Genomic DNA, 12765 nt, shown 5'->3' on the forward strand with positions numbered 1-12765 from the left:
CGGCCGGCGGCGGATCGACGAAGCGCAGGCCATCGCTCCCCCAGGCGGCCAGTTCCAGTGCCAGCCCGGCCAGTTCCACCTGCAGGATCTCGGCGCGGCGTTGCGCCTCCAGGCGTTGCGATTGCGGCCACAGCCGGTAGGTCCAGCCGCTGGCGACACGGCCGGCGCGGCCGGCGCGCTGGTCGGCCGAGGCCTGGGCGATGGCGGTCACGTCCAGTCGCGAGAAGCCGCTGTTGGGATCGTAGTGCGGCTCGCGCGCCAGCCCGGCGTCGATCACCACGCGCACCCCGGGCAGCGTCACCGAGGACTCGGCGACGTTGGTCGCCAGCACCACGCGCCGCCGCCCCTGCGGATCCGGCTGCAGCACCTTGCTCTGCTGTTCCACCGGCAACTCGCCATGCAGCGGCAGGACCTCCACTCCGCTCCCTTCTCCCGCCGGGAGAAGGTGGCGCGAAGCGCCGGATGAGGGTACGCCGGAGGCGGTGCCGGCTGGAGTAGAGCCAGCCGCGGCACCTGCTGGAGCAACACCCGCCGTACCACCGCCAACGCCCGCCGCCTCCAACGCCGCCTGCACCCGCCCGATCTCGCGCTGCCCGGGCAGGAACACCAGCACGTCGCCCGGGTGCTGCTGCAGCGCGTGCTCGACCGCGCGCCGGGCCTGCGCCTCCAGCGATTCCTCGCGCCGCGCCGGGAAATGCGCGATCTCCACCGGGAAGCTACGCCCGGCGCTGGACAGTCGCGGCGCGTCGAGGAACTGCGCCAGGCGCTCACCGTCCAGGGTGGCCGACATCACCACGATGCGCAGGTCCTCGCGCACCTGCGCCTGCACGTCCAGGGCCAGCGCCAGGCCCAAGTCCGCGGCCAGGTGGCGCTCGTGGAACTCGTCGAACAGCAGCGCGCCGACGCCCTCAAGCATCGGGTCGTCCTGCAGCATGCGGGTCAGGATGCCCTCGGTGACCACCTCGATGCGGGTACGCGCGGACACCTTGTTCTCGAAGCGGATGCGGTAGCCCACGGTTTCGCCCGGCGTCTCGCCGCGCTGCCGGGCCATGAAGGCGGCGGCGCTGCGCGCGGCGACCCGGCGCGGTTCCAGCATCACGATGCGCCGGCCCTGCAGCCAGGGCGCGTCGAGCAGCGCCGGCGGCACCTGGGTGGTCTTGCCGGCGCCGGGCGGGGCTTCCAGCACCAGGCGTGGATGGGCGGCGAGGCTGTCGCGCAGTTGCGGCAGCAGCGGATCGATCGGAAACACGGCGGACGTCATCGGCAAAGGATACGTGGCCGCCGCGCCGCCGGGGAGCGGCGACAGGCGCGTGGACCGTACAATTGGCTGCTGTCCCGGCTGATTCCCGCGCAACCGCATGACCCTGATCGACATCGGCGCCAACCTCACCCACGAGTCCTTCGACCGCGACCGCGACGCCGTGCTGCAGCGCGCCCGCGCCGCCGGCGTCGCGCAACTGGTGGTCACCGGCGCCAGCCGCGAGCACTCGCCGCTGGCGCTGCAACTGGCGCAGCAGCATCCGGGCGTGCTGTACGCCACCGCCGGCGTGCATCCGCACCACGCGGTGGAGTACACCGCCGAGTGCGATGCCGAACTGCGCGCGCTGCATGCGCACGCCGAGGTGGTGGCGGTGGGCGAGTGCGGCCTGGACTACTTCCGCGATTTCTCCCCGCGGCCGGCGCAGCACCGCGCGTTCGAGCGGCAGCTGCAGGTGGCGGTGGACACCGGCAAGCCGCTGTTCCTGCACCAGCGCGACGCCCATGCCGACTTCATGGCGCTGATGCGCCAGTTCGACGGCAAGCTCGGCCCGGCGGTGGTGCATTGCTTCACCGGCAGCCGCGAGGAACTGTTCGACTACCTGGATCGCGACTGGTACATCGGCATCACCGGCTGGCTGTGCGACGAGCGCCGCGGCGCGCATCTGCGCGAGCTGGTGAAGCACATTCCCGCCGAGCGCCTGATGATCGAGACCGATGCACCGTACCTGCTGCCGCGCACGCTCAAGCCGACGCCGAAGGACCGCCGCAACGAACCGGCGTTCCTGGCGCACATCGTCGAGGAGCTGGCACGCGATCGTGGCGAGGACGTGGCGACGGTCGCCGCGGCCAGCACTTCTGCCGCGCGAACATTCTTCCGTTTGCCGATGCCGAGCTGAGTACGTCGACGCGGCGGGTTTCGTGTTTGGGGATTCGTGATTGGGGATTGGGGATCCGTAAAAGCGCGCTTGGCTGTACGCGTCTTTTGTGGGAGCGGCTTCAGCCGCGACCGGGCAACGCGTCGCGGCGGATGGTCCGGTGGCCATGCCGATCCTCTGCGACCGTGCCGGCCGATGCGCCGGTGGAGATCCTGGACGGCGTGGGTTGGCGTCTTCTTGTGGGAGGGACTTCAGTCCCGACGCACGACGGTGTCAGTCGGCTTTACTCTGCATTCGTCGCGGGTGAAGCCGCTGCTGCGCAGGTAACGCCATTGGCGGCACTACGGCCTCTCAATCGACCTGCGCGTCCTCGCGCTTGGCCTCCGCCATGGCTTCCGGCTCCAGTTCCTCGGCGCTGCGGTTGAGCTTGACGAACACGCCCCAGGCGACCAGCAGTAGCGCCGCGCACAGGCCCACGGCAGACGCGTAGGGCAGCTTGGACGGATCGTCGTGCATCAGTTCGAAGATCGACACCAGGGTCTCGATCGCCAGGGCGATGACGATGACCACGAAGAACCGCGACAGGTAGCGACGCACCCGGGTCGGTCCACTGACCTTGACGTCGCGCTGCACCTCCTCCTCGTAGATGGTCTGGCCCAGTTCCAGGGTCACCAGCGCTACGGTGAGCAGCCCGATCGCTTCCAGCACCACATTGAAGCGGTCGCGCACCACCAATTCGCCGCCCGGGGTCAGGCCATGCCATAGCTCGAGCACGGCCATGCAGATCAGCCCGGCCGCGCACAGCAGGAACAGCAGGATGATGAGGAAATGCCCGCCGCGGAACAGTTTTTCCATGCACGTGCCCGTCGCTTGCCCCCTGTATGGTGGGCGAGCATAGGCGCCAGGCGCGTCAGCGGCGCGCGAAGATGCAGCGCCGCCCTTGGGACGGCGCGGATACGGCATTTCCCGGAGCACCGTGGCTGGTGCGCGCAGGGCAGGAGCGCGTTGCGCGCGGCACCGGCTTTCCGCGGCAACCATCAGCGCGCGGGCAGGCCGGCCTGGTACGCCTGCAGGTGGCAGTACGCCGCCATCAGCAGCGGCGCGTCCTGCCCGGCGGCGCGAGCGCGGACCAGCATGTCGCCGACGATCTGCTGCGCCTCCACCTGCTGCCCGGCTTCCAGGTCGCGCAGCATCGACGCCTTCATCGGCGAGCCTGGTTGCGTCAGCAGGTGCAGCGCACTGGCCTGCGCTTCCTCCGGCACCGGCTCGCCGGCCGCCGCGGCCACCGCCGTGCACTCGGCATACAGGCCGCGCACCAGCGTCACCCCATCGTCGCTGGCGACGATACGCCCGATCGGCGCACGCATCAGGCAGGTGGCCGCAGCCAGCGCGGTGAGGAAGGTGTACTTGATCCATTGCTCCTGCGCGATCCGCGGCGTGGCCAGATGGTCCACGTCGGCTCGCGCGCAGGCCTCCGCCAGGGCGCGCACGCGCGCGCTGTCTGCACCGCGGCCGTCGCGCTCGCCGAAGGTCAGCGAGGCCGGCTTGGCCAGGTGCTGGATCGCGCCGTCGGCATCCAGTACCGCGCTGATGAAGCACAGCCCGCCGACGACCCGCTCCGCACCGAAGCGCGCATCTAGCGCCGGATAGTGGCGCAGGCCATTGAGGATCGGCAGCACGCTGGTGCCCTCGTGGATCGCAGGCGCCACCGCGTCCAGCGAACTTTCCAGGTCGTAGGCCTTGCAGCTCAGCAGCACCAGATCGAACGGCCGCGCCTGTGCCGCGCCAGGCAGCGTCTCGGCGGTGAGCGTGCTCACCGCGATCGCCGCGTCGCCGCGCGGGCTGCGGATGCGCAACCCATCGCGTTGCAGGCGTGCGGCCCGTGGTGGTCGCACCAGAAAGCTGACATCGACGCCGGCCTGGGCCAGGCGTCCGCCGAAATAACCGCCGGTCGCGCCGGCTCCGAGAATCAGGATACGCATGAGACGGCAGCAACAGTTGAGTCAAACGGATTCATCTTAACTCGGATTTCTCCCTTGGAACTAAATTAATCGCAGAATATTAATATCAAATTCACATGGGTGTGCTGATTCATAGTTAATTTGCTCAAGCTCAAGAGTGGCACAAACATCGGTTGCTAAATGGTTATTGGAAATTCCGCAGATGATTGAACGCTTTGGCTGCGAATGCGGAGTGCTGTGAAACCAAGCTGGCTGGATTGGGAGTTTTAATGGTGCTAATCGTTACGATGAGATTTTCATGTAGAAATATTGATGTGGTGAAGTTGTTGATGGTGATGGTTTTTAATTTTGATCCTGACGGCGAGGGTGATGTGGCCGAAACTTCATTGCCTTCGCGTTGTTTCCACGCATCAAGCGCTCCTTCCTTGGATGTGTGCAATTCAGTCTGTAGCACTGCATTTACATAATAGTCCGCTGGCACGCCAGCTTCATCTGGGTAATGCGGCTTAGCAGCCTCGTATCTGCATTCATTAGGTGTCTTAAAGTCCGCTGCAACAACGGTAGCTGGACCCTTCAAAGAAGAAAGATTTATTTCTTCGCATAGCCCATTCTTTGCAATATAATAATCGGACTGGGGTGGGTCATTGCTATACGGCTGCAGGGTTAATCTTTTACAGTTGCTAGCAGCTAAAGATTTGTTTGCCTGCAAGCGATTCTTAGCATCTTCTCTAAGAGGATACGAGTTGCCCTTCCCAGAAAGACCATCTATTGACCCTCGCCACATGTTTGGAAGTGCCTCGCCGAGAGCAGGGCTGAATTTTCCGACCACATTGCTGTATATCCCAAGGCCACCCCCTAACTTATCGCCTTGAGCTATTTTTCTGAAGTTTGAATAATTTGTGAGTAGGTCTGGAGGGACAGGATTGTTGGTTACTGTTGATGCATAATTGACAACGGTATCTTCCAGAATTGTATAAGCTGCTTTTAGTGCCTCTTTGTCAATCCCTGTTAAATCTTCTAAAGAGGGTAGGTCAAAGTCTCTAGCCTGCTTATAGCTATCTAGGACAGGATGCTGCTCGCAGTCTTGAGCTTTAGCTGATCCTGCAAAATTTAACGCTGTAAAGACCACTAGCAATGCGGCATTTCTCATTTACCATTCCTTATAAATGTCATCTATGCACAATGATTTCAATGTCAATTTGTAGATTTTGATTTCCATGGGTCAAGCCCATAATCTATGGCTAGGTCTGAGGGGCAGCCAGCTGTCAAAAGTGAACTGGCGACGGACTTTCTGTATTTTTTATCGTTGTATTCAGCAAATGTTTGACCGATGCCAGTCAAAGCTTTTCGCGCTTCGTCTAAATCATCAGCTATTTGCATCAGCTCGCTAGCTGTCAATATAGACAAGCTTGAATCCGCAAGAATTCCAATCGTGCCGTAGAGCTCTTGTCCAGCTAGTACCGCATCAATGTTAGACTTGTTGTATATAATTGGGATGTCAACGGAAGTCTTTCCATATTCTGCTGAAGTCACTTGGTCGACTGTTGCGGTCCAGGCGTCTTCATAAAAGCTTTCCAATCGGTCGTGCTCTGTGTCTGTCAAGGCGTCAAGGCCAGGAAGCTCGACTTGGCGTGCAGATTTATATGCAACGAGGGCAGGGTGATCTACGCAGCTTGCTTTAGCATTCATGGATAAAGGAATGGCAAAAAACGCTGCCAAATACAATGCATTCATGGTAACCCTTTGATGGTCAATTTGGAATGATGCAAATTTCTAATCAATTAATATAATTGCATTTCTTTTGGGTGGTAAAAATGGCGGTGGCGCCGCAAGTGCATATTATTTTGAGGTGGTGTCGCAATGTTATCTGCCTCACTGGAGTTCGCGATACCTAAGGGCCGATTGTGACCCTGAACTCCGCTAAGCAATTGGTGCCGCCGACCCGATATTTGGATGAGGATTTTATTTTTTGCATGGCTAAGCCTTGGTGAGCTTACTTCGAAAAGTCAAGGTGTGAGTGGACGCATTGAGATAGATTTGTTGAAGCTACCCGAATGCGAGGATATTGCCAAATGCAATAAAAATTAAAGCGAGTTTAAGATTTCTTCGCCAACTCGACGCGGCGGTTCTGCGACTTGCCTTGCTCGGTCGCATTGTCCGCCACCGGGTCGGCATCGCCGAAGCCGGCCGCGGTCAGACGCGACGCATCGATATCCTGCGCGACGAGCGCGGCGACCACCGCCTTGGCGCGTCCTTCCGACAGCGTCTTGTTGTGCGCGGCATCGCCGGTGCCATCGGTATAGCCGTTGACGGCCAGCTTCAACGCGGCGTCCTGTTTGAGCAATTGCACGACCTGCGCGATCTGCGGCTGCGAATCGGGCAGGATGTCGATCTTGTCGGTGGCGAAGTTGACGTGCAGGGCCACCTTGCCGGTCTTGTCGATCTGCGTCTTCAGTTCGCTGGCCGGCAGCAGGCTGGCGGTGACCTGCAGCGGCTTGGTCTCGGCGATCAGCAGGCCGCCACCGAACTGGTAGCTGCACAGGTGGATCCAGATGTCGCGGTCGGCGCGATGCACGACGAAGACCTGCGCCGGGTTGTTCCAGATGTCGCCTAGGCCGCTGTTGTACTCGATTGCGAAATCGCGCGGCCATTCGTTGATCTTTTTTGTGGCGGCCTCGGGAATACGGCCGTCGAAGATCTTCTTGCCGCCGAGTGCGGTCACCACGGCCTCGATGTTGCGGGACAGTTCCAGGTCTGAGAAGGTCTTGCCCTGCGCCGCATCGATGTGCGCCGACCAGACCCTGCCCTCGACCGGCTGCAGCCGATCGCCGGTCCAGAACGGCACTTGGTCGAAGTCCGCGATATCGGGAGTACTGCCGGTGACATAGCCGGTGGGCAGCGCGATATAGGGGAAATCTCCGAGCGGGACGTCGGACACCGGGAGGCTGGCCGGGTCGAAGGCCGTGCTGGCGGCAGCGTGTTGCGTGGACGCGTCCTGCGTCGCGCTGGCGGTCGCCGCGGGAGGCGTCGCCTGATCGTCGGGATGCGCGGGCTGCTCATGCTTCTTGCAGGCGCTCAGGCTTGCGATGACGGCCAGGGCCAACGTCGCGGCTACTGCTCTTTTCACCCAGATACTCCTTGTCGGGGGACGAACCAAACTAGTGTAACGGCCAGCGCATGCGGGGAGCGGGTATGCCCCAGGCCTGCCGGGCGACTATCCAGCAGGGGCCTTCTTCGCCAAGGTCAGCGCATAGGGCGGACCAGGCGACACGCTGGATCTGGCGCTGCTCCGGGATCCTGGTGGTGAATCCACCAGGATCCGGAACGTCGCCAGGATTTGCAGGCATGCATGGATTCGGCGTGTCGAACTGATCCTGGCCGATCACATCAAGCGCTGATGGGCACTACTCGTAAACGGCTTTGGGCACTCACGCCCGGGTGCATCTGGTGCCGTTTGTTTTGTAGGGGGCGCCGCTACTTGAAAATCAATGCATTATTTTGCGATCAGACGCTGCAATGTCTCCGTTGCCAGTGCGGGAAATGCGGACGATAGATCGGTCGGCTGGTCTTCCTTGACGAAAGATCCTGAGATGACGACTAGTGCATTCTTGTGGACTACAGCCAAGTCGTACCTTCCTTCGATTTCCCCTGCGCATAACAACTTGCCGGCGTCGTTCGTCACTTTTGCGCAGCGGAATGCTTCTTGATATTTCTCGAACTCTTCAAAGGCCCTAGATTCGCTGGGTGCAACGTAAACGGTTGTGTTTACGGTCGAGCTCCAGATGGTGTAGTACGGTGTCCCGTGGACAGTGTATTTGTCCTTGCCTCCAATATAGCTACAGGAGGCTTGTCCACCTTTGAAATCGGACTTGTGAAAATCTTCGACCTCGGGATCGCCTTGCCTGAATTTGGTCTGATAGGAAGCCTGATCGCAAAAGTCCGCCTCGCCGTAGTAGAGAGGAGTGGCTGGTGGCGGGGATCGATAGGGAGGGAGTGTCAACGTGCCTGTGCACCCGTCCTTCTTCAATTGCGTTGAAACGATCTTGCGGTTGTTCGCGTCCTCCAGTTCCGCTGTCGTGACCGGGGTGCCACCCAATGCCGTGAGCGTTTCCCTCCACATATTCGGCAGGATCTCGCCGAGCCTGGGGCTTATCGCTCCGACGATATTGGAATATATTCCGAGGCTTCCTCCCAGGCTGTCGCCTTCTATTATTTTCTTGAAGTTCGGAAGGTTGTTGATGATCTCGGTAGGAACAGGGCTTCCCAGCTTGTGTTGCGCATATTCCGTCACCACGGTTTGCGCGGTGGCGTAGACGCCTTCCAGTACCGCCTTGTCCGCGTCTGACAAGTCGTCCAGTGCTGGAATGTCCTGTTCCTTGACGGTCTCATAGAGGGGAAGGATCGGATGGGCGTCGCAGGTCTGCGCCAGCGCGGAGTCGGTGGCCCAGAAAAACAGCGCCGCAACGAGCGAAACTAGTGTCGATGGCTTCATAGCTCTCTCCTTTATTGGCAAAAAGATGGAACTTTTTTGCAAATCTGAGTCTGCGGCGCATCGTGCGGCGGGAGAGAGTAGTCTTTGCTCAAATCGACGGAGCATCCCTTGCTCTTCAAGTGATCCCTGACCAGCTTTCAGTATTTTTGGTCGTTTATTTCCGACAAGGAGAAGGCGCGAGGCCCTGGGGTGGATGCGAGCTTTAGTGTCTCGATCTCCTGAAGTGCCTTGTTCAGTAGATTGGCGTTCTCATAGGTGAGGACGTAATTGGAAAAACTTCCAAGCACTCCGCGGACCGATTCGGATTCGTCGTTCGCATTTATGATGGTTGCGATGTTGGCGGCGTTGGATAACGACGGACTGTAGTCGGTTTCGGAATCATCCTCGGCGATGATCTGGTCCTGAATTGCGGACGCGGCATTGGAGTAAAACTCATGGAGGCGGTTGAGCTGGCTGTCGTTGAGGCCGTCCAAATAGCTGAACTCGTTCTCTCTGGCCTGTTTGTATGCTACGACATATTCGTCGTTGCTACAGATCGACTGCGCCCCCGCAGCTTCGACTCCGGAAAAAGAAAAAGCTAGAAATAATAATGCTGTCGACTTCACGTGCTCTCCTTGTCGCTGTTGTAAATCCTGTTTAATCTGGCTGGCCGGTTTTCCTGCCCTTGTCGCGCAGATGTGCGTGAATGGCACCAACCAATGCATGTGCCGTAGGCCAGCAAGCTGATGTTGTACGCTGAATGTGACGGCTACGTGCTGGCGCATAAGACACCAAAGGCGCCGTAGCGTCAAATGCGATTCCTTTTTGATTGTGCTGCCCGTCACGTATTCTTGCGCTTGTTTTCGTGCATCAAGCGCTGGGGTGCACGCATTGCATGGCTGCGTGCCTCAATTGAGCGGTGTCGCAACGCCAAGACGCGTCGCGTCGGATGTTTTGCTACGAGATCGGCATGATCTCCTTGTTGTCTGGTCTGATCGACGCCGCATGGCCTGGCCGGACGGCTTTCGGCAAAACGGCGTCATTAGGACGCGTACGGCGCTCGGCTTGCGCTTTCCGCATGCAGGTCGTTCTGCCTGTAGGAGCCTTGCACACGACGGAGAACGTTGGTGCCACGCATGTAGCGCCTTGTTTCCCGATCAAAAACGTATTGGCAGGAAGGAGGTTGTAGCACGCGCAATCGCGTGTGCCCGCCAAAGCACCGAGCAAAGCAAGCTAGGGTTCATACGGCGCATTGCATTCGGCGCTTGCGTCCTCTCACCGACGATTGCCTGTGAAGACCCGGCGATTCTGGAAGGTTCGCGAGCGCCTCGAGCGGCGCCACCCCGATCGCAGCGGGCCCGGGCATTGGCTCAGCTCCGCAACCCCACCCCGCGCCGCAGCAGCCACAGCGCCAGCGCCGCCAGCACCGCGACGAAGCCCAGCATCAGGCTGTAGGCCACCCACACCGGCACGTCGCTGCTGCCGAGCAGGCCGTAGCGGAAGGCGTTGACCATGTAGAAGATCGGGTTGGCGTGGGTGGCGGCCTCGGCCCAGCCGGGCAGCAGCTTGACCGAGTAGAACACGCCGCCCAGGTAGGTCAGCGGGGTGAGGATGAAGGTCGGCACGATCGCCACGTCGTCGAACTTCTTCGCGTAGACCGCGTTGATGAAGCCGGCCAGGGAAAAGATGGTGGCGCCCAGCAACACCGTGGTCAGGGTCACCAGCGGGTGCGGAATGCGCACCGGGGTGAAGAACATGGCGATGATCAGCACGATCACGCCGACCATCAGCCCGCGCAGCACCGCGCCGGCGACGTAGCCCCACAGGATCACCCAGTTGGGCATGGGGCTGACCAGCAGTTCCTCGACGTGGCGGCCGAACTTGGCGCCGAAGAAGCTGGAGCTGATGTTGCCGTAGCTGTTCTGGATCACGCTCATCATCACCAGGCCGGGGACGATGAACTGCATGTAGCTGTAGCCGCCCATGTCGCCCACGCGCGAGCCGATGAGCCCGCCGAAGATCAGGAAGTACAGGGTCATGGTGATCGCCGGCGGCACCAGGGTCTGGCCCCAGATGCGCAGGATGCGCTTGACCTCGCGGCGCACGATGGTGCCCAGCGCGACCCAGTTGCGCTGGGCGGGCGTGGCGTCGGAAACGGGAAGGGTGGAATCGGTCTGGGGGGTCATGGTCGTCGCCGTGGGGGCATCAGGGAGTGGCGGACGGCGTCGCGCCGGTGGCGGCCGTTGCAGCGTCGCGGTGCTCGCCGGTGAGGCGCACGAACAGTTCCTCCAGGCGATTGCTCTTGGTGCGCATGGAGCGCACGCGGATCCCGGCGTCGCCCAGTGCGGCGAACACGCGGTTGAGGTCCATCGCCCGCGGCATGTCCAGGTCCAGGGTGTGCGCGTCCTGGGCGAGCAGGGTGGTGCCCTCGATCGCCGGCAACTGCGCCGGCAACTCGCCGTCGATATCCAGCAGGAAACCTTCCACGTCCAGCTTGGCCAGCAGGGCGCGCATCGGGCCCTGCTCGACGATGCGGCCGCGGTCGATGATCGCCAGGTTGCGGCACAGGCTCTCCGCTTCCTCCAGGTAGTGCGTGGTGAGGATGATGGTGGTGCCGGCGGCGTTGATCTCGCGCAGCACGCGCCACATGTCGCGGCGGATCTCGATGTCCACGCCGGCGGTGGGTTCGTCCAGGATCAGCAGGCGCGGCCGGGTCATCATCGCCCGGGCGATCATCAGCCGCCGCTTCATGCCGCCGGACAGGGTGCGGCTCATCACCTGGGCCTTTTCCCACAGGTGTGCGCGCTTGAGTTCCACTTCGGCCAGGCGCTCGGCCTCGGCGCGCGGCATGCCGTAGAAGCCGGCGTAGTTGACCAGGATGTCGAAGGGCTGCTCGAACAGGTTGAAGTTGATTTCCTGCGGCACCAGGCCGATCAGGCGCATCGCCGCGCTGCGCTGGCTGCTCAGGTCGGTGCCGAACACCTCGACCTGGCCGGCGCTGAGGTTGACCAGCGAGCTGATGATGCCGATCAGGGTCGACTTGCCGGCGCCATTGGGGCCGAGCAGGGCGAAGAAGTCGCCGGGCAGGACGTCCAGCGACACGCCGTGCAGGGCCTGCACGCCGTTGTCGTAGGTCTTGCGCAGGTCGCGCACGCGCAGGGCGGGCGCCGGCGTCTGGGGAGAAAGGGCAGGTGCGGGAGTCAAGGCGGGCCTTCGCGCCGCATCGACGGCGCAGGAGAAGTGCAGCCGTTATTATAGAAGACCTCGTGGGGTCGCCCCCGGCCACAGACTGTTGCATCTCCGTGCCTGCCCAATTCCCGCTGAAACTGGTCGACCGCCACATGCTGGCCCCGGCCGTCGGCCACTACCGCTTCGTCCGCGATGACGGCCAACCCCTGCCGTTCGTGCCCGGCCAGTTCGTGCAGGTGCACTTCCACTATGCCGATGGCACCGCGACCAAGCGCAGCTACTCGCTGGCCACGCGTCAGGATCCGGCGCAGCCGGCCGATGCCACCGTGGAGATCGCGGTCAGCTTCGTCGCCGGCGGCGCGGCCACCGCGCTGTTCGAAGGCCTGGAGATCGGCGGGCAGGTCTGCGCCAGCGGCCCCTACGGGCGTTTCTGCCTGCAGCCGGGCGACAGCAACCGTCGCTATCTGCTGATCGCCACCGGCACCGGCGTCACGCCGTACCGCTCGATGCTGCCGCTGCTGGAAGCGGCGATGGCCGAGCGCGGCGTGGAAGTGGTGCTGCTGCTGGGCGCGCGCACCCCGGCCGAACTGCTGTACGGCGACGAATTCCGCGCCTTCGCCGATGCGCATCCCGGTTTCCGCTTCGTGCCGTGCTTCTCGCGCGAGCTGCCGGAGGCGCCGCATCCGGACGTGCGGCATGGCTACGTGCAGCAGTTCCTCGCCGAGTTCGCGCCGCAGGCCGACGGCGACATCGCCTACCTGTGCGGCAATCCGAACATGGTCGATGCCTGCTTCGATGCGCTGAAGGAGGCTGGCCTGCCGGTGCAGCACATCCGCCGCGAGAAGTACGTCAGCAGCAAGTAACGGCCGCTGTCGGCGCCGGACATCCCGCGTAGGCGCGGCTTCGGCCGCGACCGCTTCACCTACAGGTCCATCCAGGGCGAAGCTGCGTGTTTCCGAAGCGTCGAGCGCGCTTCGCGCCCGTACCCTCACCCCAACCCCTCTCCCGG

Annotated in this window: 12 protein-coding genes; 2 read left to right on the forward strand and 10 right to left on the reverse strand. The window is 62.2% G+C overall.

The window, feature by feature from the left end; genetic code table 11:
• Positions 1 to 1261, reverse strand: a 1261-nt coding sequence (locus D180_RS24490; RefSeq protein ID WP_017912345.1) for a helicase-related protein, incomplete at its 3' end; no start/stop codon positions are given.
• 97 nt (positions 1262 to 1358) lie between these two features.
• Between D180_RS24490 and D180_RS07760 the strand changes: the two genes are divergently transcribed.
• On the forward strand, positions 1359 to 2156 hold the full coding sequence (locus D180_RS07760; RefSeq protein WP_017912346.1) for a TatD family hydrolase: 798 nt from the start codon (positions 1359 to 1361) through the stop codon (positions 2154 to 2156).
• A 330-nt stretch (positions 2157 to 2486) separates the two neighbouring features.
• On the opposite strand, the gene D180_RS07765 is transcribed toward D180_RS07760, so the two are convergent.
• The 9 genes from D180_RS07765 to D180_RS07790 all read right to left on the reverse strand — a co-directional run bounded on the left by D180_RS07765 (position 2487) and on the right by D180_RS07790 (position 11771).
• Positions 2487 to 2990: a hypothetical protein gene (locus D180_RS07765; RefSeq protein ID WP_010340560.1), complete on the reverse strand. Its 504-nt coding sequence runs from the start codon at positions 2988 to 2990 to the stop codon at positions 2487 to 2489.
• 182 nt (positions 2991 to 3172) lie between these two features.
• A complete protein-coding gene (gene panE, locus D180_RS07770) occupies positions 3173 to 4117 on the reverse strand; it encodes a 2-dehydropantoate 2-reductase (RefSeq protein ID WP_017912347.1) in 945 nt (314 codons plus the stop codon).
• Positions 4118 to 4280: 163 nt separating this feature from the next.
• A complete protein-coding gene (locus D180_RS23845; RefSeq protein WP_152240041.1) occupies positions 4281 to 5246 on the reverse strand; it encodes a hypothetical protein in 966 nt (321 codons plus the stop codon).
• A gap of 44 nt (positions 5247 to 5290) precedes the next feature.
• Complete coding sequence (locus D180_RS23850; protein ID WP_152240042.1) at positions 5291 to 5830, reverse strand: hypothetical protein; 540 nt, start codon at positions 5828 to 5830, stop codon at positions 5291 to 5293.
• 361 nt (positions 5831 to 6191) lie between these two features.
• A complete protein-coding gene (locus D180_RS07775; protein ID WP_232760388.1) occupies positions 6192 to 7223 on the reverse strand; it encodes an OmpA family protein in 1032 nt (343 codons plus the stop codon).
• Positions 7224 to 7589: 366 nt separating this feature from the next.
• Positions 7590 to 8588: a hypothetical protein gene (locus D180_RS23855; protein WP_157835440.1), complete on the reverse strand. Its 999-nt coding sequence runs from the start codon at positions 8586 to 8588 to the stop codon at positions 7590 to 7592.
• A 137-nt stretch (positions 8589 to 8725) separates the two neighbouring features.
• Positions 8726 to 9292: a hypothetical protein gene (locus D180_RS07780; RefSeq protein WP_198526525.1), complete on the reverse strand. Its 567-nt coding sequence runs from the start codon at positions 9290 to 9292 to the stop codon at positions 8726 to 8728.
• Positions 9293 to 9937: 645 nt separating this feature from the next.
• A complete protein-coding gene (locus tag D180_RS07785) occupies positions 9938 to 10753 on the reverse strand; it encodes an ABC transporter permease (protein WP_017912350.1) in 816 nt (271 codons plus the stop codon).
• A 19-nt stretch (positions 10754 to 10772) separates the two neighbouring features.
• Positions 10773 to 11771 (reverse strand): ABC transporter ATP-binding protein, encoded by a 999-nt coding sequence (locus D180_RS07790; RefSeq protein ID WP_043090625.1) that lies wholly within the window; start codon positions 11769 to 11771, stop codon positions 10773 to 10775.
• A 137-nt stretch (positions 11772 to 11908) separates the two neighbouring features.
• Between D180_RS07790 and D180_RS07795 the strand changes: the two genes are divergently transcribed.
• Complete coding sequence (locus D180_RS07795) at positions 11909 to 12619, forward strand: FAD-binding oxidoreductase (RefSeq protein WP_017912352.1); 711 nt, start codon at positions 11909 to 11911, stop codon at positions 12617 to 12619.
• Positions 12620 to 12765 lie beyond the last annotated feature (146 nt).

This window comes from Xanthomonas sp. SHU 166 (assembly GCF_000364685.1).
Taxonomy (GTDB): Bacteria; Pseudomonadota; Gammaproteobacteria; order Xanthomonadales; family Xanthomonadaceae; genus Xanthomonas_A; species Xanthomonas_A sontii.

Coding starts and splice junctions, on each gene's coding strand:
- D180_RS23845 (WP_152240041.1), bottom strand. CDS start 5,246: ATGAGAAATGCCGCATTGCTAGTGGTCTTTACAGCGTTAAATTTTGCA.
- D180_RS07760 (WP_017912346.1), top strand. CDS start 1,359: ATGACCCTGATCGACATCGGCGCCAACCTCACCCACGAGTCCTTCGAC.
- D180_RS07795 (WP_017912352.1), top strand. CDS start 11,909: ATGCTGGCCCCGGCCGTCGGCCACTACCGCTTCGTCCGCGATGACGGC.
- panE (WP_017912347.1), bottom strand. CDS start 4,117: ATGCGTATCCTGATTCTCGGAGCCGGCGCGACCGGCGGTTATTTCGGC.
- D180_RS23855 (WP_157835440.1), bottom strand. CDS start 8,588: ATGAAGCCATCGACACTAGTTTCGCTCGTTGCGGCGCTGTTTTTCTGG.
- D180_RS23850 (WP_152240042.1), bottom strand. CDS start 5,830: ATGAATGCATTGTATTTGGCAGCGTTTTTTGCCATTCCTTTATCCATG.
- D180_RS07765 (WP_010340560.1), bottom strand. CDS start 2,990: ATGGAAAAACTGTTCCGCGGCGGGCATTTCCTCATCATCCTGCTGTTC.
- D180_RS07785 (WP_017912350.1), bottom strand. CDS start 10,753: ATGACCCCCCAGACCGATTCCACCCTTCCCGTTTCCGACGCCACGCCC.
- D180_RS07780 (WP_198526525.1), bottom strand. CDS start 9,292: ATGCATTGGTTGGTGCCATTCACGCACATCTGCGCGACAAGGGCAGGA.